The following is a 21,385-nucleotide window of genomic DNA, read 5'->3' as shown; positions in this document are numbered from 1 at the left end:
ACGCGCGCTACGCAACCCTGAACCGTTGGGGATGGGTTTGCGCAATCCGCCGATATTTCACTCACGCCACACGCCCCCTGCAAGCAGCATGGCCACGCCCACTCAGGGCGACATAGCGAGATACTGCACATGGACAAGAACCGTACCGAAGGTGTCAAGAACCAGGTCAAGGGCACCGTGAAGGAAGTCGCCGGCAAGGTCACGGGCGACAAGGGCCAGGAACTTGAGGGCAAGGTCCAGAAGAACGTGGGCAAGGTCCAGAGTGAAGTAGGCAAGGCCAAGGACGACGCCCGTCGCTGACGCAGGCGCGCTGCTCCTGCGCTTCGGCAAAGGAGCAGTGGCTGTCGCGCCGCGCCGGGATCGCCCCGCGCGCTGCACAGCATCCCCATCCAGGTGCGACAAACCGTCGCAATCCGGCGTAAACCCGGCCTGATTCCCGTGTCGGGCGCCGGATATGGCCTAGAATCCGGGCCGTGCGCGCACCCGTTCTCCACCGCTGGCTTCACGCCTGGGCATGCCTGGCCATGCTCCTGATGGTGGTCGCCCCGCTGATCAGCCGGGCACTCGCGCATCCTGTACCCGCTGCGTTGCAAACCCCACACCCGATGGCGGCGCATCACGCGTCGTCCGGCTCCGTGACCCCGGCTGCCCACCCCATGCATCACGGCATGGCGCATGACGGCACGGCGCATGGCATGGATCACCACGCAGCGGCTGCGACCTCCAAGGCAGCGACGACGCCCGCGTCCCCCGATCCCCACGCCGAGCATGACATGGGCGTGGACTGCGACTACTGCCTGATCGCGGCGCGGATGATCAGCCTGCTGGTCGCCCTCCTGTTCTGGATTGCGCTGTGGCCGCCGATTCTGCGCGCGTTGGGCGGGCGGGTGCTTGCCCGGCGCGCTCCTCCCACGGGCACGCTGGGAGCACGCGGCCCGCCAGTCGCCCTCGGCTGCTGATCCGGCAACGGGCACGGGGCGCACTCACCGCGCCTACCCGACCATTGCGTCCCGCACGCCCCGCTTCGGCGTGAAGGCATGTGCGGCGTGCTGGATCCAGCACGTGTTTTCCAGCCTCCGGCTCGCACGCCGGCTCTTCTGCCTGTCTCGATCACCCGGTGGTCGCGGCATCTCGACGCTGTGCACCATGAACACACTTCCCCTTTCCCGCCTGCTTTCCCAGGCGATCTTGGCCGCACTCGCGTGCGCGGCCATGCTGCCATCGCGGGCCGTTGCCCAGGACGGCACCGTACTCACCCTGGGCACCGTCCAGGCCCGCTCCGCTGCCGACCGCGAGCTGTCGGCGCGCTCGGTATTCACCTCGGTGGACATCATCGGCGGCGACCTGCTGCAGCAGCAGAAGGTGGATCACAGCTGGGAGCTGCTGACGAACGCGCCCGGCGTGCAGGTCACCCAGTTCAACATGGGCACCGATGCAGGCCGCTTCTCCTTCCGGGGCTTCAATGGCGAAGGCCGCATCAACGCGGTCAAACTGCTCATCGACGGCATCCCGAGCAACGACAATGCCGGCGGCATGCCGTACCTCGACGCCGTATTCCCGCTGGATATCAGCGCGATGGAGATCGTGCGCGGCACCAACGACGCCCGTTATGGGCTGCACGCCATCGCCGGGGACGTGAACGTACTCACCCGCCAGGGTGGCAACGACGGCCAACTCAGCGTCACCGTCGGCAGCTTCGGCACCCGCGACGTGCAACTCGCCAAAGGATTCGAGACTGGGGCCTGGTCGCAGAACTACTTCGTCGGCTGGCGCGGCGCGGACGGCGAGCGCGACCACGCCGATGGCACCCAGCGCAGTTTCGCCGGCAAGTGGTTCTACACCGATCCCGAGGACCGCTGGCGAGCGGGCCTCAGCAGCCGCTACTACAAAAACGCCGCGCTGGAAGCCGGCTACCTCAGCTACCCCGAGGTGCAAGCGAATCCCAACCAGTCCCCGGCCTACGCCCGCGATGACCGCAGTGAGCGCGAGACCGTCCAGACCGCCCTGCATGCCGATGGCGTGCTTGGCAGCGCCGGTCACTGGAACGCCAAGGCCTACCAGAACAGCTACCGCAACCAGCGCTGGGTCACCTTCACCGCCGGCGGCGCGCAGCAGGAGCGCTTCAACGATGAAACCCAGCGTGGGCTGATCCTCATCACCACGTGGCGCCCCAACACCGCCTTGGCCGAGGTCGTGCTCGATGCCGGCGTGGACGGGCAATGGCAGGACAACACCGCGCGCCGCTACCGCACCGCGGCACGCGAGCGCCAGGCGACGCTGCGCGACTGGGATTTCGACCTGGACACCCGCGGCGCTTACGTGCAGGCGGTGATCCGCCCCGTCGATGCACTCAAGATCGTGCCAGCCTACCGCGTGGACCACATCGACGGCGATTTCCGCGCGGTTGCCGCAGGCACGCGCGCCCCGGTGTACGACTACGGCCTGATCAGGCAGCCCAAGCTGAGCATCTCCTATGCCGTAGGCAGCCACACCACGGCCTACGCCAACTGGGGCCGCACCTTCCAGATCGGCAGCGGCAATGGCGCCTACCGCACCCAGCCCGGCAATCTGTCGGCCTCGATCAACGAAGGCTGGGAGACCGGGCTGACGTGGGCGCCCGTGCAGGGCCTGCAGACCCGCCTCGCCTACTGGGAACAACGCGCCTCCGACGAGGTGGCCACCATCCTCGGCGTCAACGGCAGCGTAGGCAGGAACGAGATCGCCAACGTCGGCAAAACGTTGCGCCGCGGCTGGGACGCGCAGCTCACCTGGCAGGCCAGCGCGGCCTGGCGCGCGTGGGCGTCGTACTCGCGACAGAAAGCGGTGATCCAGATACCCGACCCCGGCGCACCGCAGACCCGTGGCCGGCAGATCGAGAACGTGCCGAACTGGCTGGCCACCGTCGGCGTGGAATATACGCCCACCCCCGATTGGACCTTCAGTGCCTGGGGCAACGGCCAGGGCGACTACTTCGTGGAGCGCACCAACACGTTGGGCCGTTACGGCGGCTATGCGCTGTTGAACCTGAGCGCCAGCTACCGCCTGGATGCGCGCAACAGCCTGGCCCTGCAACTGAAGAACGCCACCGACCGGTTCTACGTCTACGCGTGGTATGACAGCGGTTCGTCCGGCTACTCGCCGGGGGACGGCCGCGCGCTCTACCTGAGCTGAACCCGGGAGCTCTGACATGGATACCGCTACCTCGCCGCCGTCGCCCGATCGCTGGCGCTTCTACCGTGCGGTGTGGCGCTGGCACTTCTATGCCGGGCTGTTCGTGCTGCCGTTCATTGCCTGGCTGGCGCTGACCGGTGCGGTCTACCTCTACCAGAAGCCGATAGACCGCTGGGTCCACCATGACCTCAAGGTCGTGGAGGACCCGCGGCACGCCCGCACACGTCCCAGCGCCCAGATCGCCGCCGTCACTGCCCTCACCCGTGGCGAAGTGTTCCGCTACACCACCCCGGAGCGCCGCGATGGCAGCGTGGAAATCGGTGTGCTGGAGGCCAACGGTCGGCGCGAGGTCTACTACGTCGACCCCGCCTCGGCGCGCATCCTCGGGCACCTGCCGGACAAGGGCACGTTCGCCGGCGTCGTACGCCGCCTGCACAGCCTGGACCTGCTCGGCGACTATGCCCGTGCGCTGATCGAGATCGCCGCCGGCTGGGCCATCCTGCTGGTGTTGACCGGTGTCTACCTGTGGTGGCCGCGAGGACGAAAAGGCGGCGTCAGCACGGTGCGTGGGCGACCGGGCCAGCGCCTGTTCTGGCGCGACCTGCATGCGGTGACCGGCGTCTGGGTAGGGCTGGTGCTGCTGTTCCTCGCGGTCACCGGCATGCCCTGGTCGGTGGTGTGGGGCAAGCAGGTCAACGCGTGGGCCAACGGGCAGGACTACGGCTATCCGGCCGGCGTGCGCGTGCAGGTGCCGATGTCGCATCAGCGGCTGGCCGACGCCAGCACGACCACCTGGTCGCTGCAGCAGGCGCAACTGCCGGTGTCCTCCCTGCCCCACGCCCAACACGCTCCCGCCGATAGCCACGCCGGGCACGAGGGGAACGGCGGAGGCGCACTGGGCGATCTTTCCGCCCAACCCGGCAGCATCGGCATCGACGCGGCGCTGCAACGCTTCAACGGCCTCGGCCTGGCACCCGGTTACAGCGTGGCGCTGCCGCGCGGTCCGATGGGCGTGTATACCGCCTCGGTCTACCCCGAGGACCTCGCAGGCCAGCGCGTGGTGCACCTGGACCAGTACAGCGGCCGCGTGCTGCTGGACATGGGCTACGCCGATTACGGCGCGCTGGGGCGTGGGCTGGAATGGGGGATCAACGTGCACCTGGGACAGGAATACGGCACGGTCAATCGCCTGTTCCTGCTCACCGCCTGCGCCGCGGTCCTCATGCTGTGCATCAGCGGCGCGGTGATGTGGTGGAAGCGGCGGCCGATCGGCAACATGGGCGTGCCTGCATTGCCCAGGCAACGGCGAACGGTGGCCACCGTGTTCGCGCTGCTGTGCGTCGGCGGGGTGCTGTTCCCGTTGGTGGGTGCGTCGCTGCTGGTGGTGGGCGTACTCGATTTCATTGTCAGCCGCGGGTGGGGCGCTGTGCGTCCGGTTCGCCATTGACGTGCCCGCGCAATCCCTTGCCAGCACCAGCAACGCGGTGCGCGCGCGGCTGCCACGAAGAATGATGCGCTGATCGTGCTGCGTGAGATCGGCAGCCATGGGCGGAGCTGCGTTGAACGTTACCTGCACAGACCACCACCTTCCGCCCAACCTGCAACAGCAAATCGCCGGGGGAATGCGCTGGGTCTGTTTGCCGGGTGCAGCGCCTCGGCGCCACGCCCACAGGGCGGCATGGCGACCATCCAGCCGGTGCACAAACGCTGAACAACGGCCGCCAGCGAGCACACTCCCCCGCGCCACACAGCCGTCACGGACGCGCGCGCATAACGTGCCGACCCCGCGATCAAACCTGCGCACGTGAATCCATCGCCGCCCGCCCTGCAGTCGTCCCGCGCGCCGGATCGCGCGCTCGACGCGGTCAACGTCTTCCTTGCCGATGTGCGCGACGGACTGGGGCCCTACCTGGCGATCTACCTGCTGGCGGTGCACAAGTGGGAACCGGCCAGCATCGGCGCGGTCATGACCGTGGCCGGGCTCACCGCCCTGGTCGCGCAGACGCCCGCAGGGGCATTGATCGACCGGGTGAACGCCAAGCGGGCGACGATCGTGATCGCCGCGATGCTGGTCACCGTCAGCTGTCTGGTGCTGCCATGGACCACGTCGTTCACCCTCGTCGCCATCACCCAGGCGGTGAGCGCGGTCGCCGGCACGGTCTTCGCTCCGGCCATCGCGGCCATATCGCTGGGGATCGGCGGCCCGCGGGTATTCGCACGGCGCATGGGGCGTAACGAAACCTTCAATCATGCAGGCAACGCGGTTGCCGCGGTGCTGGCCGGCGGGCTGGCGTATGTGGGCGGGCCGGTCGTGGTGTTCTACCTGATGGCGGCGATGACGCTGGCCAGCATCGCGGCGGTGCTGATGATTCCGGCGGCGGCCATCGACCACGAGCGCGCGCGCGGGTTGCCCTTCCCCCGCCAGGACGCGCCAGCGCCCGTCTCGGTCCTGCGGCTGCTGCACAACCGAACGTTGATGACCCTGGCGGCCTGCTGTGCGCTGTTCCACCTGGCCAATGCGGCGATGCTTCCGCTGGTGGGCCAGAAGCTGTCCCAGACCAGCCCGGCGCTGGCCACCACGCTCACCGCCGCCTGCATCGTGGCGGCACAGCTGGTCATGGTGCCGGCCGCGCTGCTGGTCGGACACCGGGCCGACGCCTGGGGACGCAGGCCGCTGCTGCTGGCAGCGTTCCTCATCCTGCCGATCCGCGGCGTGCTCTATCCCTTGTCCGACGCGCCCGCCTGGCTGCTGGGCGTGCAGCTGCTCGACGGCATTGGTGCCGGCATCTTCGGTGCCCTGCTCCCCGTCATCGTCAGTGACCTGACCCAGGGCACCGGTCGCTTCAACGTCACCCTGGGCGCGGTGTCCACCGCATTCGGGCTGGGCGCCGCCCTCAGTCCAGGGTTGGCCGGGTTGATCGTGCAGTTCGCTGGGTATGATGTCGCGTTCCTGACCCTGGCGGCCATCGCTGCCCTGGCCTTCGTCCTGGCCATGGCCATGCCGGAGACCCGGCCCCAGGCCAGCGATACCACCGCCGAACCCGCAACACCGGCGTCCAACGCCAGCCTTTGAGTGTTTCCCGAGCCATCGATGCACATTCCAACCACGTCCCTGATCATCTGGACGGTCACCGCCGTCGCCACCTGCGGTGTCATCTTTCGCCCGTGGCGCGTTCCCGAATACGCCTGGGCGCTAGGCGCGGCCGCGCTGCTGACCGTCACCGGCCTGCTGCCATGGAACGCAGCCATCGCCGCCGTGGCCGAAGGGGCCGACGTCTACCTCTTCCTGATCGGCATGATGGTGCTGGCCGAACTGGCACGGCAGGAAGGGCTGTTCGACTGGCTGGCCGCGTATGCGGTGAAGCACGCCAAGGGCTCGGGACAACGCCTGTTCGACCTGGTGTTCCTGGTGGGCACCCTGGTCACGGTCTTCCTCTCCAACGACGCCACCGCCGTGGTGCTCACGCCGGCGGTCTATGCCGCCTGCAAGGCCGCCCGCGCCAACCCGCTGCCGTATCTGTTCGTCTGCGCCTTCGTGGCCAACGCCGCCAGCTTCGTGCTGCCCATTTCCAATCCCGCCAACCTGGTGGTCTTCGGCGATCACATGCCCTCCCTGGCCGCATGGCTGCGGCAGTTCACCCTGCCCTCGCTGGCCGCCATCGGGGTCACCTACCTGGTGCTGCGCCTGGCGCATCGGCGCCAGATCGCCCCGCCACTGGCGGCCGTGGCCGACCAACGGCCCCTGTCCGATGGCGGACGCCTGTGCGCGATCGGCGTCGGTGTCACCGGCAGCGTGCTGTTGGTCACCTCGGCGATGAACGGGCCGCTGGGCCTGACCACCTTCTGCGCCGGTGCCGCCACCCTGGCCATCATCCGTCTGCGCCAGCGCCGCACCCCGCTGGCGATCCTGCGGCATGTCTCCTGGGGCGTGCTGCCGTTGGTTGCAGGGCTGTTCGTGCTGGTCGAGGCGGTGGCGCAGACCGGAGTGATTCGCCTCGCGGCCGACGCACTGGAAGCCTTTGCACGCACCTCGCCCGGTGAAGCCAGCTGGCTGGCCGGTGGCGCGGCCGCGGTGCTGAGCAACCTGGCCAACAACCTGCCGATCGGCCTGGTGGCCGGCTCGCTGGGCCAGATGGCCGACCTGCCGACGCAGACCCGCGCCGCCCTGCTGATCGGCGTGGACCTCGGCCCCAACCTGTCGGTGACCGGCTCGCTCGCCACCATGCTCTGGCTGGTGGCGCTTCGTCGCGAAGGCGAAGACGTGAGTGCGCTGACCTTCCTGCGCCTGGGCATCCTGGTGATGCCGCCGGCGTTGCTCGCCGCACTCTGGCTTCTGTAGCCACGTCGTTGCCCTGTCGATGTGGCCCACGTGACTACAACCAATGGCACAGGAAGCCAGCGCCTCGTGCGCGCTAGATTGGAACTCACATGGAATTGAAGGAGCGCGTGTGAAGCGTCTGTTTTTCTCCTTTGCGTTGCTGCTCATGTCTGGCGCGGCTGGAGCTGCATCCAGGCCAGTGGACGGAAAGACAACCGTTATCGTACTGGGCGTGGACCACGCGGCCCAGCTCGTGGCCCGCAATGATCGGCCGGCCCTGCTTGCTGCTTTCCTGGCGCATGCCAAGCCCGACGCGATCTGCATCGAGCGCTCGCCCGAGGCTTTCGCGCGCAATGACTATTACGAGTTCACCTACGAGGTCCAGGACCTCGTGGTCCCCTTCGCCCGGCGCAACGGGATCGACCTGTGCCCCATCGACTGGGAGCCGCCGGTGGAGGACGCCCGGCTCGGGTTCGGCCTGGACCTGGGCGCAGCGCCGGAACTGCGCCCGGCCAGCGGATTCCAGCAGTTCCTTTCGTTCCCGTCCCCGAGCCATCTCACCCGGGATATCTTCCACGCCGACGACGCAAGGAATGTGGCGCGCATCGCGCAGTGGGCCGCGACCCCGGCCAAGCGCGCAACCGATGATCTGCCGCGCAGGCTGTATCTCTATCGCACCTACCTGCAGGCCCAGCGGGTGGCCGCAGCAGCGAAGGCGCATCCTGGCGGCACGGTGGTAGTAGTGGTCGGCGAGTTCCACAAGCGCGATATCGAAGCGATCCTCGCCGATGCCGCCGACGTGCGCATCGTCCAGCCGTCCAGCCTCGGCAAGCCCACCGAGGCGCAGGTGCGCCAGCAGGAGCGCCGTGACTATCGGGTGGCGGTCGCCAGCTTCAACCTTCTGGGCGTCCAATCCGCCACTGGCAACATCGATCGCGCGTTCGTCCGCGACACCGTGCAGGCACTCAAGGCGGAACAGGACTCGCCCGAGGCCCGGCTGATGGAAACACGCCTGGACCTGCTCGAAGCACGCATTACCCCCGCCATGGCGGTGGACCGCTATCGCGCCATCGCCGCAGACGCGGGCGACGCGCGCTTCACCTGGACCGGGGTGACCGACGCCGCGCGCCTGGATTCCTACTTCGATCCCTTCGGCAACCTCACCGTGCGCCAACGGGCCCTGCTCGAAACGGCACGGGAGCTGCACCGTACCGGGCGTGGCGCAGAGGCGGCCGGGATACAGCAGGCCCTCGGCAGCGAACTCGGCGAGCGCAAGAGGGCCCAGCTTGCCGGCTACTGGGAACGCTACATCGTTCAACCGGCGTCGCTGTAAGTCGCCAGCGCGGGAGGCTCCATGGGAAGACGATCACTGCGGCGACAGGCGGCTGAAGCGTTGAGCCTTGGAATTTCATGACGCCCGCGGCGCCGAGGTGAACATATAAATAGCCTATCGCATCGATATACGCCGAAGATCAATCCCGGCCTAATTGAAAACGGATGTGAATCGCCAATGAATATTTTTGTGACCGTCACCGCATTTACAACTAATTGCATGTTGTCCGATTGACCCCCTGCCTACCGTTGCGACCTCGCCCTTCCTGGCATGTCAATGCCGACACTACGAGGTTGCACACGATGAAGTCTGACGTCTCCGTACAGCGGGTCCTGTCTTTAGCCATCGCTTCGGTACTTGCGATGACGGCAACAAACGCCGCCACCGCGTTGCCGATCGTTGCCGACGGCATCCATGTCGATGCAACCAGTGACACCGTCGTGGGTGATCCCGGCTATCTCGGCCATGCCGTCAGCGCCATCAACGGCGGCACGATCATCGCCTCGGACATGACCCTGACCACCAGCGGCGAGCAGGCCTCCGGCGCCATCGCCGATGGCGTCGGCAGTCGCATCGAACTGAACAACAGCACCATCTCCACGTCGGGCTACGTGTCGCCTGGCCTGAACGCCGTGTCTGGCGGCCAGATTGTGGCCCAAGGCGTCACCTTCAGCTCCACCGGCAACAACGGGCGCGGCGTGCAGGCCACCGGCGCCGGCAGTGAAGTCACCTTCAACGGCGGCCGCATCAGTACGGCGGCGATCTACGCCGATGGCGTACGTGCGACCGACCATGGCGTGGTCAACCTGGGCCGCGACAGCGCTGGCCAGGGCACCGTCATCACCAACATGGGCGGCTCGGTCGGTCTGCTCGCCGGCAGCAGCACGGCCGGCGCGAGCGGCTCCATCAACGCCGTCGGCGTGACCGTCAACAGCAATGGCCCGGCCGCCTTCGCCGGCGGCTCCGGCGCGCGGTTGAACCTCCGCGAAAGCACCATCAATTCCTTGTCCTCCGGCGTTGTCGCCACGTTGGGCGGCCACGCGGTCATTGAAGGCACCACCATTCGTTCGGGTCGCGCGGACCGGCTCAACAGCCATGGCGTCTCCGCCGACAATGGTGCACATGTGGATGTGCGTGACACCTCCATCAGTACCATCGGCGCAAGGTCGTACGGCCTGTATGCCACCAGCGCGGGCCGCATCGACACCACCTCCACCAACGTCGCCACCACCGGGCTGAACTCCCACGGTGTCGTCGTGGACAGCGCCGACAGCCGTATCACCCTCGCAGGCGGCCAAGTCAGCACGACCGGCCAGGAAGCCTACGGCCTTTATTCCACCGGAGGCACGATCAACGCCGACAACCTGTCCATCAACACCTCCGGCCTTGGCTCCATCGGCGCGTTCGCGCGCGGCGCCGATGCCGTGGTGACCTTGAGCAACAGCACCGTCGTCGGGGGCAACCGGGCCCATGGTGCCGCCGCGCTGGCGGGAGCAGAGTTGAACATCATCAGCTCCAGCCTCACCGCCAACGATTCCAATGGCATCACCGCGCGAAATGCCGGTACCCGGGTGAACGTCGCCGGGTCCAATATCCAGACAACCACCGAAAATTCCCACGGGGTACTGCTGAGCGACACCGCCAGTGCAACCATCGACGGCGGCCGCATCACCACCGCCGGCGACCGCAGTCGCGGCATCTGGGCCGCGGGCGGCAGCACCGCCAATGTCAGCAACGCGCGTATCGAAACCGCGGGCAACCGCACCGCCGACGCCAGTGGGCTTCCGTTTGGCGCGGCCGGCGTGGTCGCCTCGTCCGGCGGCCAGATCAGCCTGCAGAACACCGACGTCGCCACCACAGGTTACTGGGGCGATGGGGTCGATGTCGAAGGTGATGGCTCGTTGTTGCGCATGAGAGGCGGCAGCGTGCACACCACCGGTGAGAACTCCAAGGGTGCCGCAGCATACGGCGGCAACAACGCGTTGATCCTGGACGGCGTCCACATTCTCACCGAGGGCAATGCCGCACGCGGCGTGGTGGCTTCGGGGTCCGGCAGCACGGCTACCTTGAGCAGCACCGCTGTGGCGACCCGCGGCGTGGCATCGCACGGACTGGATGCCGTCGATGGAGCTTCCCTGCAGGCCTCGGGCACGACCGTCACCACCGAAGGCGCTGGCGCCTACGCCGCGCGCGCGCTGAACGGCGGCGTCATCGATCTGCAAGGCGGTACGCTCAACGCCGCCGCGTCGGCGGGCCTCGGCTTGGATGCGGCCACCCTGCGCGCCAGCAATGGCACCCGCATCGAAGGCGGCAACGGTCGTCTGGCCGAGTTCCGCTCGGACCGCGCCAACACCGTTTCCTTCGAACGCAACGTAGTGGCCCTCGGAGACATTCGCTTCTCCGATGGTGCGATCGACAGCGACGGCAACGGCTCCCTCGACCGCACCTCCACCCTCTCTCTCGACCACGACAGCTACTGGAAGGGCGCCACTGATGCCGTGGGCGATCTCTCGCTGGCCAACGGCAGCCGCTGGGACGTGACCGGTGATTCGCAGATCGGCAGCCTGTCCATCAGCAACGCCACGGTCGCCTTCGACCATACCGACGGCCAGTACAAGACCGTCACCGTGGACGCCGACTTCCATGCAGACAACGCCTTGCTGGCGATGAACACCGCGCTGGGCGATGACACCTCGCCCACCGACCGGCTGCACGTGCGTGGCGACACCTCCGGCACCGCGCGCATCGCGGTGAACAACATCGGCGGTCGCGGCGCGCTCACCCACGACGGCATCCAGCTGGTCCAGGTGGATGGCGTCTCCGCCGGCAAATACCAGCTGCAGGGCCGTGCCGTGGGCGGTGCCTACGAGTACTTCCTCCACCAGGGCGGCCGCACCGATCCGACCGATGGCGACTGGTACCTGCGCTCGCAGTTGCCGGTGGCTCCCATCGACGAGTGCCTGGCCAACCCGCAGAACCCGGCCTGCCTGGACCCCGAAGTGCCCACGCCGGTCGAGCGCCCGGAAGGCGGCGTCTACCTCGCGAACCAGGCCGCTGCCGTCGGCATGTTCGACCTCACGATGCACGAGCGTGTGGGCGAGCCGAACCTGGCCGAGCGCCAGAAGAACGGCGACACGATGGGCGGCGTCTGGGCCCGCGTGACCTCCGACCACACCCGTGGCCGCATCGATGACCAGCTCACCCGTCAGGGCCGCCAGCACCTGCTGCAGGTGGGTGCCGACCTCACCCGCTGGGGCCGCGACGACCGCGGCGTGGCCGGCGTGATGGTGGGCGCCGGCGAAGCGACCGCGCGCGTACGTTCGCAGGTTACCGGCTATACCTCCGAAGGCCGGGTCAAGGGCCGTGCCGCCGGTGTCTACGGCAGCTGGCTGCGCGATGCCGCCAACGACGGCGGCCTGTACGTGGACAGCTGGGCGCAGATCGCGCGCTTCCGCAACACCACCCAGGGCGACGCCCTGCGCGCCGAGCGTTACGACAGCCGCAGCACCAGCGCATCGGTGGAAACCGGCTATGCCTTCAACGTGCATCGCGGCAGCGCCAGCGCCATGTACCTGGAGCCGCAGGCACAGGTGATCTGGAGCGACTACCGCATGGACGGCGGCCATCACGTGGAGGCCAACGGCACCGACGTGCGCGAGGCCTATGCCGTTGGCGTGCGCACCCGCGTCGGGGTGCGCCTGTTCGGTCACACCACGCTGGAGGGCATCAACCGCGTGCAGCCGTTCGCAGCCGTGAACTGGCTGCGCAGCCATGGCGGCGCCAACGCCGTGTGGCTGGATGACATCCGCCTGGAAGGAGCGGCGCCGCGCGATGTGTACGAGGCCAAGGCCGGCGTGCAGCTGCAGCTCAGCCGCAGCCTGACCGCCTGGGGCGAGATCAGCGCCGGGCGTGGCGCACAGGACTACCGCAGCTATGGCGGTTTGTTGGGGGTGAAGTACGCCTGGTGAGTTCTCTGCTCGGCCATATCAAGCCGCAGTAGGTCAATATCACTGAACTGCAGAAGGGCGCCACGTGGCGCCCTTCTTTTCAAGCCCGCCAGGCTACAGCAGCACCTGCCGCGTGCTGCGAAGATAATGATGGATCTCCTCCTCCACCGCCTCATCGATCATATAGACCGGCCGCTGGCCATTGGGGCAGCGCAGACGCGGGGTGGTCCCGAACAAGCGACAGATCAGTGGGCGCTCGGCGTAGATCTCGCAGCCCTGCTTGCCCAGGTAGGGGCAACTGAGTTCGGCCAGCGCAGCGTCGTGCTCGGCCTCGCTTTTCACCGGCAGGCGCGCCATCTCCTCGCTCGACACGGTGACCGGGCCACAGCAGTCGTGGCAGCCGACGATGCACCGGAAGGACGGGATCTGATCGCGCAGCCGCTCTAGTGCGTCGCTGTTCGTATAGGGCATTGCGATGAGCCTCGGCCACGCGTTCACGGTGGGCCATTTTACAACCCGTTGTCCGGCCAGGCGGGGGACCGGCGCAATGACGCCCCTTGCGCCGCGCTCAAGGGCGGCGCGCATTCAGCATCCAGCCCTGTGAGACCATGCGCCGAGCAGACGGTCCTTCGCTCCACCGTGACCCGTAGTCGTCAAGGACACACCCATGCCAGACACTGGCCTGTTCTACCTGTTTGAAGTGTGCTGCAGCCCAACGAAAACCGCTCAGCATGCCTTTCCTGAGATCGAGTTCGTCCGGGTCCAGTGCAGCACGTGCCGACACATCTTCAGGGCCACCGCGCCACCCAGCCTGGAAGCGTTCGACGGCGGAGGGGCGGCGCTCACGTGCCCCAAATGCGGAACACGGCAGGCGATCTCGGGCGCCCGTTTTGCCGAATACATGGAACGCTTCCCGAGCGGCAATTGTGAAGAATACAGGGCGTCCCCTGGCGACGCGGCCAGCGCGACCTGAAGGACCCATCAGGTATGCCCTTCGGGTACACCGCGCTCGACGAAGCAACGACCCCCTGGAGCGCCGATACGCAGTCGCATCCCCAAGGGCTGTTTTCGACTGGCACGCCGGTTGATAAAGCCTCTCCAGCCAAAGGGCGCACTCACGACAGCGGCGATGCCCGACAGCAGCCCGTTGAGCATCCACGGACTGATCACCGCGTCTGCGGTGGCCGACAAGGCCCTGGGAAAGACGACGCCACAAAGAATGACGCCGATCACAGAGGCCGCAAACAGTAAGGCCGAACCCAAGGCCGGAGTGAACTTCATTTCAATTCCCTCCCGTGCAGGTCACACGGGCATCAGTGACGATGGCAATGCCCGTGCACGTAACCGCTCGGAGCAATCGGCTCAAACCCGCCCTGCCAAGCCCCGACCGAGCCCTCCGTCGGGTGCAGACCCTGCACATCCCATCGACGCCACTGGGCCGCGACGTTTACTCGTGCATCCGCACACTGGGCCTTCTTCGATCCCATGAAGGCTCAGCCGATGCCCGTGCCCAATTATCCAAAACCGCCGTTCAAGCCCCAGCAGCAGTCATTCCCTGGCAAAACCGACGAGCTCGATCCGCGCCCGGATCACGGTGAGAAAAGCTACGTAGGCCACGGCCTGTTGCAGGGCAAGAAAGCCCTGATCACCGGCGGAGACAGCGGCATTGGTGCAGCAGTGGCCATCGCTTACGCCCGCGAAGGCGCGGATGTGGCGATCGCATTCCTAAAGGGTGAAGAGAAGGACGCGGCCAGCATTGCGGCGCTGATCGAGGAAGCAGGCCAGAAAGCAGTGCTGTGCCCCTGCGACATCAGTGATGACGCCCAGGCCGAAGCACTCATCCAGCAGGTCACCCGCGAACTTGGCGGCCTGGACATCCTGGTCAACAACGCCGCGTATCAGCGCTACTACGAATCCTTCGACGACATCACCCTGGACGACTGGCGAAAGACGTTCGATACCAATGTGCATGCCGTGTTCAACCTGACCCGCCTGTGCGTGCCGCACCTGCAGGACGGCGGTTCGGTGATCAACACCGCCTCGGTCAACTCGAAGAAGCCGACCCCCAACATCCTGCCTTACTCCGCCACCAAAGGCGCGGTCGCCAATCTCACCATCGGCCTGGCCGGTCTGCTCGCCGAGAAGGGGATCCGGGTCAACGCGGTGTTGCCGGGCCCCATCTGGACCCCCTTCATTCCCGCCGGCATGGCCGCGGAAGAAGTCGAGCAGTTCGGCAGCCAGACGCCCTTCGGCCGCCCCGGCCAACCGGCCGAGCTCGCGTCGGCCTACGTGATGCTCGCCGCCGACAGCGCCAGCTACACCTCCGGCGCACTGCTCACCGTCTCCGGCGGCGCGGTCACCCTGTAAGGCCTCGGTCTCCCTCCCTCCCCCAAGGATTCCAATGATGTCCCGCAACCAATACGACATGCAGAACCCGCTGACCCAGTTCCCGCAGCCGACCTACCCGGCGCAGGTACAGACCCCGCCCGGCACCGTTCATGCGCTCAACCCGGCGGCCGACCATGGCGAGAAGAGCTATGTGGGCCTCGGCCGCATGAAGGGCCGCAAGGCGCTGGTGACCGGTGCCGATTCCGGCATCGGTCGCGCCGTGGCAATTGCCTTCGCGCGCGAGGGTGCCGACGTAGCGCTCAACTACCTGCCCGAGGAGGAAAAAGATGCCGCCGACGTGGTGGCGCTGATTGAAGCCGAAGGCCGCAAGGCCGTTGCCATCCCCGGGGACCTCCAGGACGAGCAGTTCTGCCGCGACCTCGTGGCGCAGGCGGTCAACGCGTTGGGTGGGCTGGACGTGCTGGCCAACATCGCCGGCAAGCAGGTGGCCGTGGAGAAGATCGACGACCTCACCACCGAGCAATTCGACGCCACCTTCCGCACCAACGTGCACGCGTTGTTCTGGGTGTGCAAGGCTGCCCTCCCGCACCTGCCGGCGGGCGCCACCATCATCAACACCGCATCCATCCAGGCCTACCAGCCCTCGCCCAACCTGCTGGACTACGCGCCCACCAAGGCCGCCATCGTGAATTTCACCAAGGCCCTGGCCCAGCAGGTGGCCGAGCGCGGCATCCGGGTCAATGCGGTCGCCCCGGGCCCGGTCTGGACCCCGCTGCAGCCTGCTGGCGGCCAGCCGCCCGAGGCCATCCAGGAATTCGGCTCGCAGACCCCGCTCAAGCGCGCCGGCCAGCCGGTGGAAATGGCCCCGGCCTACGTGCTGCTGGCGACCCAGGAATCGAGCTACATCACCGGTGAGGTGATCGGCGCCACCGGCGGCATGCTGCTGCCGTGACCCCAGGCTCCCCCAAGTCCACGCGCATGCCTGCCACGCGCGACGCGGACGGGTACGCGCCCATCCACGCCTACGCTGCCATTGGCGATGGGCGCTCCAGCGCGCTCATCGCCGCTGACGGCAGCATCGACTGGTGGTGCGCCCCCTGCATGGACGCACCGCCCTTGCTCGACCGCCTGCTCGATGCCCCGGCCGGCGGTCGCTTCGTATTGCAAGCCCGCGACGTCCAGCAGGTGCAGCGGCGCTACCGCGACAACAGCAATGTCTTGGAGACCGACGTCCGCACCGCCACCGGCCTGGCCCGCGTGACCGAGTCGCTCAACAGCGGCCCCGCCGGGCGGCTGCCCTGGTCCGAGCTGGCCCGCCGCCTGGAGGGCCTGGAGGGAGAGGTCACCTTCGACCTGCTCTACCAGCCCGGCACGCGCGCCGGAACCTGCACGCCCTGGATGAGCGACACCCCGAACGGCTGCGTGCATCACGCCGGCCCGGTCATGACGATGCTGCGCTACTCCGAACGCGTGGAGATCGACACCTGTGACGACCGGGAACTCCGCGGCAGCCTGAGGCTACGCACCGGCGACCGGGACATCATCGCGCTGCTGGCCTCCCAGGACGAAGTGCTCCCGGTGCCGCCCTTGGCCGATATCGATACCCGTATCGACCGCTCGGATCGGGAATGGCGCCAGTGGGTGGACGACCTTCACTGCGACGCCAGCCGCCACGCCGAGGTCATCCGCTCGGCCCTGGCGCTCAAATTCCTGTGGTTTGCGCCTACCGGCGCCATCGCCGCCGCGGTGAGCGCCTCCCTGCCGGAACGCATCGGGGGCGACAAGAACTGGGACTATCGCTACGCCTGGGTTCGGGATGCCGCATACGTCATCAAGACTTTCCTGCGCGTCGGTGCCCTGCCCGATGCCAAGGCCGGCTTCAGCTGGCTGATGACCACTATCGGCCGCCACCGCCCCGGGCTCGCACCTTGCTACACGCTGCGCGGCGAACGGGTCGAAAAAGAGCGCTGCATCGACGTGCCGGGCTACCGCAACAGCCAACCGGTCCGCGTGGGCAACGCCGCCGCCGAGCAATTGCAGACCTGCGCCTACGGTGACGTGCTGGAAATGGCCAGCCGGATGATCGAGGCAGGCCACATCCTGGATCCCACCACCGCCCGCCTGCTCTTTGAACTGGCCGACGAATGCGCCGACAACTGGATGCGCAAGGACAGCGGCTTCTGGGAACTGGGCGACGCGCAGCACTACACAATGTCCAAGGTGGAATGCTGGATGGCGCTGCGGCGGGCCTGTGAGCTGGCTGAGGCCGGTCACATCACCACCGCCCGTCTGCCGCGCTGGCAGCGCGAGAAGGAACGCATCCTCGACTGGGTGGACGCGCACTGCTGGGATGAGGCAAAGCAGAGCTACGTGATGCACGCCGGCAGCGATCGTCTGGATGCGAGCCTGATGCTGGCCTCGCGCTTCGGCCTGGGCGACGTGCGTCGGGAGCGCTTCATCTCAACGCGAGAGGCCATGCGGCGCGAACTGTCCGATGACAGCGGCGATCTGCTGTGGCGCTACAGCGGCATGCAGGACTGCGAAGGCACGTTCATCAGCTGCGCGTTCTGGATGGTGGAGGCCTACGGCCTGCTGGGCGAGACGGAAGAAGCCAATCGCTTGTTCGGTGCGCTGCTGGCCCGCATCCAGAACGACGTGGGCCTGATGCCGGAGATGTGGGATCCCCAGCAGGAACAGGGGCTGGGCAACACGCCACAGGGCCTGAGCCACCTGGCCCTGGTGCACGCCGCTTATGCCATAGACGGCCAGTGAAGCCGGTGCCGGCGGGTTGAATCTGCCGTCTTGGCGCTCCCGGCCAGCCACTGGTGTCAGCTCCAACCGTCGCCGCAGCGTTGACGGACCAACGCTGCCGCCCGTCACGACAATCCCGTCACGGGTTTCCGGAGATGCTCTGATCACCCCCCCTGTTCAGGAGCAACGATGCCCACCTCAGCATCCTTTGTCATCCGCTCCTTTGAAGCGAGCTATGCCTCTTCCGGCTCGGTAGAGCGGATCCTCGCGCTGACCGTCGCCTGCGGCCATTGCAGCACGACCACCACGTCAACCTTCGGCTCTCTCATGGAGCTTCCCGGTGGTGCGCTGTTCCGCTGCGGGCAGTGCGGCTCGCATCATGCCGTCAGCAACGCGCGGCTCTCGGCGATTGGCGAGCCTTCCAGGCGTACCGCGCAGCCACCGTTGGCACCGGACATCCAGCTCAACCCCCGCTTGCCCGTGTTTGACCGGGCGCTGGCCATCGCAATCCGGTAGCCGCTCGCGGACGTCCTGGCCTCGGCCTCGACGTCCATTCTCACCGTCCTGTGCTTCCCTTGGACGTCGCATTCTGGTCCCGGTCGGATAACGCCTCAGCGTCGTCCTTCCCGGCGTGAGCATGCGCTGCGGTCGGGTCGTTGATCTGGATGACCCTGCCCTTCTGCCACGCATCCGCCCCTGCATCGATGGGCGGCGCGGTAATGTCGGCCCGACGCTTCCGCTTCTCCTCGCTGCTGACGCCCAGCCGCGCGTCGCGTGCAGCCACCATGGCCGGGTCCGCCTGACCATCGGCGGTGAACCCCATCATCAGCTGCGGCATGCCTCGGGGCAGGTCCTTGTCCAGGTCCGTATGCCAGGTGTGCCAGGTCTTGCCGTAGGTATGGATAAGCTTTTCCATCAGCGCGTGCTCGGCCACCTCGGGAATGCCCGGCGCAATGAGCTGACCAGATTTCACCTCTTGAACGTGGCTGTGCCAGAGCGCCTTTTCCTGCTCGGGAAGGCCGGCAAAGAGCGTCTCGCTGATGATGTACTCCACGCCCATCAACTTGGCGTCCTTCACGTTGCCGTCGTAGATCGTGCACTGGATGACATCCTCGTTGAGGATGGAACAGTAGTGGTGGGCCTCCATCTGGACCTTCATCTGGCCGTTGTAGAAATGAAATCCGTCCAGATACGCGTTGATCGCGTCGACCGGCGGCCGGTCCTGCAGCACCGCCGCCCCGGCCTCGAGCGCTTTGGTCTTCGCCGATTCCTCGGCCCCAGGCGCCTGGACGCTGGATGCGGTGTTGCCGCCTCCGCATGCGGATAAAGCGAGCACGATGGCGGCGCAAACGATGGATCGGCGCATGGTGATTCCTCCTCAAAAGCGACCGCATTCAAGCGTGGGTCCAGATCGAGCGTCAGGTGACCGGCACGGCTTTGGACGCCGACCAGCACTCTCCGCTGCACCCCTTGGCCGGGCCTCGAATCCTCATACGGACTGTGTGAATGCCATGAGAGCGACACGTTGATGAAGCGCGCAGGCCACGGCACCGAAGACGTGTAGACCGGCCTTCACAGATGTGCGCGCCCGCCTAACAAAGGGACGCCTAGCTTCAGCGCTCCACCCACCCACAACCTGGAGAACCACGATGGCGATCAAGACCGCTGAAGACCTGTTCATCCACGAACTGTCGGATATCTACAGCGCGGAGAAGCAGCTGACCAAGGCGCTGCCGCGCCTGGCGCGCGCCGCCTCCAACCCGGACCTGGCCGCCGCCTTCGAAATGCACCTGGAAGAGACCCAAGGCCAGATCGAGCGCATCGACCAGGTTGTCGAGTTGCTGGGCATTCGGCTCAAGCGCATCAAGTGCGCGGCGATGGAAGGCCTGGTCGAGGAAGGCAAGGAAGCCATCGACAGCATCGAGGAGGGTCCCGTGCGCGATGCGGCGCTCATCGGCGGCGCGCAGAAGGTCGAGCATTACGAAATCGCCTCCTACGGCACCATTGCAGCGCTGGCCAAACAACTGGCTTACAAGGACGCGCTCCCGCTCCTGCTTGAAACCCTGGAAGAAGAAAAAGCGACCGACGAAAAGCTGACGATCCTGGCCAAGTCCGGCGGCAACGCCAAGGCCGCGAAGGCCGCTTGACGCTTGCGGTTCGCCGGGCGGGCTGATCGGCCAGACTGGCCGACGCCACGCCCCGGGAGAGCGGCCTTTTTGGCCGCTCTTTAACTCTCCAGGCGCCTGATGGGCGTGAGTTCGCCCTTTCGAATCGCTGGCATGATGGGAGGCTGCGCTGTCATGTGGAAGAGAAACGGTCTCTCGATTGTGCTGTTCCTGCTTCTGGCGTGTTTCCTGGCTGGCCAGATATGGACCGGTTTCCTGACGCACAACGAAGAACTCCACGCGGCGCACCGCGCCGACGTGAACCTCTGGGCGTACCTGCACAGCGGTCACTTTGTCAGTGCCACGTTTGAAAACTGGGAAAGCGAATTTCTCCAGATGGGCATGTATATCCTGCTGACGGTCAGCCTCCGCCAGAAAGGATCGGCCGAGTCGCGGCCGCTCGATCCCTCCGAAGAGGTAGAGCGTGTAGCGCAAGGGCCCAGTCCGTGGCCTGTCCGTCGCGGCGGCATCTGGCTGAAGCTGTACGAGCACTCGTTGGCAATCGCGTTCGGGCTTTTATTCCTGGCAAGCTTCGTTCTGCACCTTCTCGGCAGCTGGCGCGCAGAGGTCGACGAGCAGTGGGCGAAAGGACTGGCTGCTCCCACCTGCTGGGAACATCTGTGGAGCAGCAGCTTCTGGTTCGAATCCTTCCAGAACTGGCAGAGTGAGTTCCTGGCCGTGTTCGCCCTCGTGATCCTGACCATCTTCCTTCGTCAGAAAGACTCGCCCCAGTCCAAGCCCCTGGCTGCACCTCACGGCCAGACAGGCGATTGAGGGACAAGCGAGCCGCCATGAACACCCCCAGCCCTGCGCTCCTGATCATCGACATGTTCACGCTGTTCGACTTCCCCGAAGCCGACCAGGTGAAGCCCCAGGCCGTGAAAGCCGCTCGGCACATCGGACGGCTCGCCCGCCATTTCCGCGAGCGCGGCCATCCGGTGATCTACGCCAACGACAACTTCGCCAACTGGCAGATGGACTTCAAGGAGCTGGTGGGTCTTTGCCTGGCCACCGAAGGCGAGTCCTCGGCGATTGCGAAGATCCTGCAACCAGAGCGCGGCGACTACTTCGTGCTCAAACCCAAGCACTCGGCTTTCCTCGCCACGCCGCTTGCCGTGCTGCTTGCCAAGCTTGGTATAAGAGAACTCGTCGTGGCGGGGATGACGGCCGAATCGTGCATCACGGCCACCTGTTTCGATGGCAACGCCAGGGAATACGACACGATCGTGGTGCAGGAGGCGGTTGCTGGCATCGGCTCCCGAAAGACCACGGCATTGCGGTTGCTTGAAGCGTCCAGGGCGGCGACGGTTATCAAGCTGGCCAGTTACCTGCAGCGCCGCGGAAGATAGTT

Annotated in this window: 19 protein-coding genes; 16 read left to right on the top strand and 3 right to left on the bottom strand. The window is 66.7% G+C overall.

What is annotated here, in order from left to right:
- The first annotated feature begins 129 nt into the window (after window positions 1-129).
- From AC06FD_RS04530 to AC06FD_RS04495, 8 genes are all read left to right on the top strand, one after another.
- The gene (locus AC06FD_RS04530) at window positions 130-300 is read left to right on the top strand and encodes a CsbD family protein (protein WP_259203067.1); all 171 of its coding nucleotides are present in this window, start codon (window positions 130-132) and stop codon (window positions 298-300) included.
- Between the two features lie 224 nt (window positions 301-524).
- On the top strand, window positions 525-959 hold the full coding sequence (locus AC06FD_RS04525; RefSeq protein ID WP_478077089.1) for a DUF2946 family protein: 435 nt from the start codon (window positions 525-527) through the stop codon (window positions 957-959).
- A 253-nt stretch (window positions 960-1,212) separates the two neighbouring features.
- Window positions 1,213-3,171, top strand: a complete 1,959-nt coding sequence (locus AC06FD_RS04520; RefSeq protein WP_478077367.1) for a TonB-dependent receptor — start codon at window positions 1,213-1,215, stop codon at window positions 3,169-3,171.
- 16 nt (window positions 3,172-3,187) lie between these two features.
- Window positions 3,188-4,618: a PepSY-associated TM helix domain-containing protein gene (locus tag AC06FD_RS04515; RefSeq protein ID WP_478077088.1), complete on the top strand. Its 1,431-nt coding sequence runs from the start codon at window positions 3,188-3,190 to the stop codon at window positions 4,616-4,618.
- 357 nt (window positions 4,619-4,975) lie between these two features.
- Window positions 4,976-6,244 (top strand): MFS transporter, encoded by a 1,269-nt coding sequence (locus AC06FD_RS04510; protein ID WP_478077087.1) that lies wholly within the window; start codon window positions 4,976-4,978, stop codon window positions 6,242-6,244.
- Window positions 6,245-6,262: 18 nt separating this feature from the next.
- Window positions 6,263-7,510, top strand: coding sequence for an arsenic transporter (locus AC06FD_RS04505; RefSeq protein WP_478077086.1), 1,248 nt, complete (start codon window positions 6,263-6,265; stop codon window positions 7,508-7,510).
- 109 nt (window positions 7,511-7,619) lie between these two features.
- Window positions 7,620-8,822 carry a hypothetical protein gene (locus AC06FD_RS04500; protein WP_478077085.1) on the top strand — a complete coding sequence of 401 codons (1,203 nt, stop codon included), beginning with the start codon at window positions 7,620-7,622 and terminating at the stop codon, window positions 8,820-8,822.
- Window positions 8,823-9,184: 362 nt separating this feature from the next.
- Window positions 9,185-12,790: an autotransporter outer membrane beta-barrel domain-containing protein gene (locus AC06FD_RS04495; RefSeq protein ID WP_478077084.1), complete on the top strand. Its 3,606-nt coding sequence runs from the start codon at window positions 9,185-9,187 to the stop codon at window positions 12,788-12,790.
- 93 nt (window positions 12,791-12,883) lie between these two features.
- Here AC06FD_RS04495 and AC06FD_RS04490 read toward each other — a convergent pair whose 3' ends face one another.
- Window positions 12,884-13,354 carry a YkgJ family cysteine cluster protein gene (locus AC06FD_RS04490; RefSeq protein ID WP_478077083.1) on the bottom strand — a complete coding sequence of 157 codons (471 nt, stop codon included), beginning with the start codon at window positions 13,352-13,354 and terminating at the stop codon, window positions 12,884-12,886.
- 82 nt (window positions 13,355-13,436) lie between these two features.
- Here AC06FD_RS04490 and AC06FD_RS04485 point away from each other — a divergent pair, with 82 nt between their 5' ends.
- The gene (locus tag AC06FD_RS04485) at window positions 13,437-13,742 is read left to right on the top strand and encodes a hypothetical protein (RefSeq protein ID WP_394163449.1); all 306 of its coding nucleotides are present in this window, start codon (window positions 13,437-13,439) and stop codon (window positions 13,740-13,742) included.
- A gap of 8 nt (window positions 13,743-13,750) precedes the next feature.
- Here the strand turns inward: AC06FD_RS04485 and AC06FD_RS04480 are convergent, their stop codons facing one another.
- Window positions 13,751-14,050: a hypothetical protein gene (locus tag AC06FD_RS04480; RefSeq protein ID WP_478077082.1), complete on the bottom strand. Its 300-nt coding sequence runs from the start codon at window positions 14,048-14,050 to the stop codon at window positions 13,751-13,753.
- Window positions 14,051-14,269: 219 nt separating this feature from the next.
- Here AC06FD_RS04480 and AC06FD_RS04475 point away from each other — a divergent pair, with 219 nt between their 5' ends.
- From AC06FD_RS04475 to AC06FD_RS04460, 4 genes are all read left to right on the top strand, one after another.
- On the top strand, window positions 14,270-15,136 hold the full coding sequence (locus AC06FD_RS04475) for an SDR family oxidoreductase (protein WP_478077081.1): 867 nt from the start codon (window positions 14,270-14,272) through the stop codon (window positions 15,134-15,136).
- Between the two features lie 37 nt (window positions 15,137-15,173).
- On the top strand, window positions 15,174-16,070 hold the full coding sequence (locus AC06FD_RS04470; RefSeq protein WP_478077080.1) for an SDR family oxidoreductase: 897 nt from the start codon (window positions 15,174-15,176) through the stop codon (window positions 16,068-16,070).
- 26 nt (window positions 16,071-16,096) lie between these two features.
- Window positions 16,097-17,890 (top strand): glycoside hydrolase family 15 protein, encoded by a 1,794-nt coding sequence (locus AC06FD_RS04465; protein WP_478077366.1) that lies wholly within the window; start codon window positions 16,097-16,099, stop codon window positions 17,888-17,890.
- A 168-nt stretch (window positions 17,891-18,058) separates the two neighbouring features.
- Window positions 18,059-18,385, top strand: coding sequence for a hypothetical protein (locus AC06FD_RS04460; protein WP_259203083.1), 327 nt, complete (start codon window positions 18,059-18,061; stop codon window positions 18,383-18,385).
- A gap of 40 nt (window positions 18,386-18,425) precedes the next feature.
- On the opposite strand, the gene AC06FD_RS04455 is transcribed toward AC06FD_RS04460, so the two are convergent.
- The gene (locus tag AC06FD_RS04455; RefSeq protein ID WP_478077079.1) at window positions 18,426-19,235 is read right to left on the bottom strand and encodes an OBAP family protein; all 810 of its coding nucleotides are present in this window, start codon (window positions 19,233-19,235) and stop codon (window positions 18,426-18,428) included.
- Window positions 19,236-19,518: 283 nt separating this feature from the next.
- Between AC06FD_RS04455 and AC06FD_RS04450 the strand changes: the two genes are divergently transcribed.
- From AC06FD_RS04450 to AC06FD_RS04440, 3 genes are all read left to right on the top strand, one after another.
- A complete protein-coding gene (locus AC06FD_RS04450; protein WP_478077078.1) occupies window positions 19,519-20,016 on the top strand; it encodes a YciE/YciF ferroxidase family protein in 498 nt (165 codons plus the stop codon).
- 153 nt (window positions 20,017-20,169) lie between these two features.
- Complete coding sequence (locus tag AC06FD_RS04445) at window positions 20,170-20,808, top strand: DUF6766 family protein (protein ID WP_478077077.1); 639 nt, start codon at window positions 20,170-20,172, stop codon at window positions 20,806-20,808.
- Between the two features lie 17 nt (window positions 20,809-20,825).
- Complete coding sequence (locus tag AC06FD_RS04440) at window positions 20,826-21,383, top strand: cysteine hydrolase family protein (protein WP_478077076.1); 558 nt, start codon at window positions 20,826-20,828, stop codon at window positions 21,381-21,383.
- The last annotated feature ends 2 nt before the right edge of the window (window positions 21,384-21,385 follow it).

This window comes from Stenotrophomonas sp. Steno-Z1, from assembly GCF_056393175.1.
Note: the sequence above shows the minus strand (reverse complement) of the source record. Positions and strands in the feature narration are given on the sequence as shown.

What these genes read in the sequence shown, in the direction of transcription:
- AC06FD_RS04480 (WP_478077082.1), bottom strand. Translation starts at nt 14,050, where the DNA reads ATGAAGTTCACTCCGGCCTTGGGTTCGGCCTTACTGTTTGCGGCCTCT.
- AC06FD_RS04485 (WP_394163449.1), top strand. Translation starts at nt 13,437, where the DNA reads ATGCCAGACACTGGCCTGTTCTACCTGTTTGAAGTGTGCTGCAGCCCA.
- AC06FD_RS04525 (WP_478077089.1), top strand. Translation starts at nt 525, where the DNA reads ATGCTCCTGATGGTGGTCGCCCCGCTGATCAGCCGGGCACTCGCGCAT.
- AC06FD_RS04515 (WP_478077088.1), top strand. Translation starts at nt 3,188, where the DNA reads ATGGATACCGCTACCTCGCCGCCGTCGCCCGATCGCTGGCGCTTCTAC.
- AC06FD_RS04440 (WP_478077076.1), top strand. Translation starts at nt 20,826, where the DNA reads ATGAACACCCCCAGCCCTGCGCTCCTGATCATCGACATGTTCACGCTG.
- AC06FD_RS04445 (WP_478077077.1), top strand. Translation starts at nt 20,170, where the DNA reads ATGTGGAAGAGAAACGGTCTCTCGATTGTGCTGTTCCTGCTTCTGGCG.
- AC06FD_RS04495 (WP_478077084.1), top strand. Translation starts at nt 9,185, where the DNA reads ATGACGGCAACAAACGCCGCCACCGCGTTGCCGATCGTTGCCGACGGC.
- AC06FD_RS04530 (WP_259203067.1), top strand. Translation starts at nt 130, where the DNA reads ATGGACAAGAACCGTACCGAAGGTGTCAAGAACCAGGTCAAGGGCACC.
- AC06FD_RS04465 (WP_478077366.1), top strand. Translation starts at nt 16,097, where the DNA reads ATGCCTGCCACGCGCGACGCGGACGGGTACGCGCCCATCCACGCCTAC.
- AC06FD_RS04475 (WP_478077081.1), top strand. Translation starts at nt 14,270, where the DNA reads ATGCCCGTGCCCAATTATCCAAAACCGCCGTTCAAGCCCCAGCAGCAG.
- AC06FD_RS04520 (WP_478077367.1), top strand. Translation starts at nt 1,213, where the DNA reads ATGCTGCCATCGCGGGCCGTTGCCCAGGACGGCACCGTACTCACCCTG.
- AC06FD_RS04460 (WP_259203083.1), top strand. Translation starts at nt 18,059, where the DNA reads ATGCCCACCTCAGCATCCTTTGTCATCCGCTCCTTTGAAGCGAGCTAT.
- AC06FD_RS04455 (WP_478077079.1), bottom strand. Translation starts at nt 19,235, where the DNA reads ATGCGCCGATCCATCGTTTGCGCCGCCATCGTGCTCGCTTTATCCGCA.
- AC06FD_RS04490 (WP_478077083.1), bottom strand. Translation starts at nt 13,354, where the DNA reads ATGCGCGCCGCCCTTGAGCGCGGCGCAAGGGGCGTCATTGCGCCGGTC.
- AC06FD_RS04470 (WP_478077080.1), top strand. Translation starts at nt 15,174, where the DNA reads ATGTCCCGCAACCAATACGACATGCAGAACCCGCTGACCCAGTTCCCG.
- AC06FD_RS04450 (WP_478077078.1), top strand. Translation starts at nt 19,519, where the DNA reads ATGGCGATCAAGACCGCTGAAGACCTGTTCATCCACGAACTGTCGGAT.
- AC06FD_RS04505 (WP_478077086.1), top strand. Translation starts at nt 6,263, where the DNA reads ATGCACATTCCAACCACGTCCCTGATCATCTGGACGGTCACCGCCGTC.